The 294-nt window shown below is 45.2% G+C and carries 2 rRNA genes; both read left to right on the forward strand.

Annotation, left to right across the window (positions count from 1 at the left end):
• Nucleotides 1-96, forward strand: a 23S ribosomal RNA gene (locus tag HOP45_RS20500); the annotation flags it as partial.
• A gap of 139 nt (nt 97-235) precedes the next feature.
• Nucleotides 236-294, forward strand: a 5S ribosomal RNA gene (rrf, locus tag HOP45_RS20505); the annotation flags it as partial.

Below are 294 nucleotides of genomic sequence, written 5' to 3' on the forward strand. Positions count from 1 at the left end.
TAAGATCCCTCAGAGACGATGAGGTTGATAGGTCCGGTGTGGAAGCGTGGCGACATGTGAAGCTGACGGATACTAATCGATCGAGGACTTATCTAAATCAATGTGACAGGGCGCACGCCTTGCCTGATGCGTCGTTGAATGAAACAGCTTATCCGGTTTTGAGGGTTCACTTTAAAATTTACCCTTGAAATTTACCTTCAGTCGACATATAATATTATTTGTCACTGTAAAACGATCTAGTGGCGATGGCAGAGAGGTCACACCTGTTCCCATGCCGAACACAGAAGTTAAGCT

The sequence above is a fragment of the Thalassobacillus sp. CUG 92003 genome (genome assembly GCF_013618635.1).
GTDB lineage: Bacteria > Bacillota > Bacilli > Bacillales > Halobacillaceae > CUG-92003.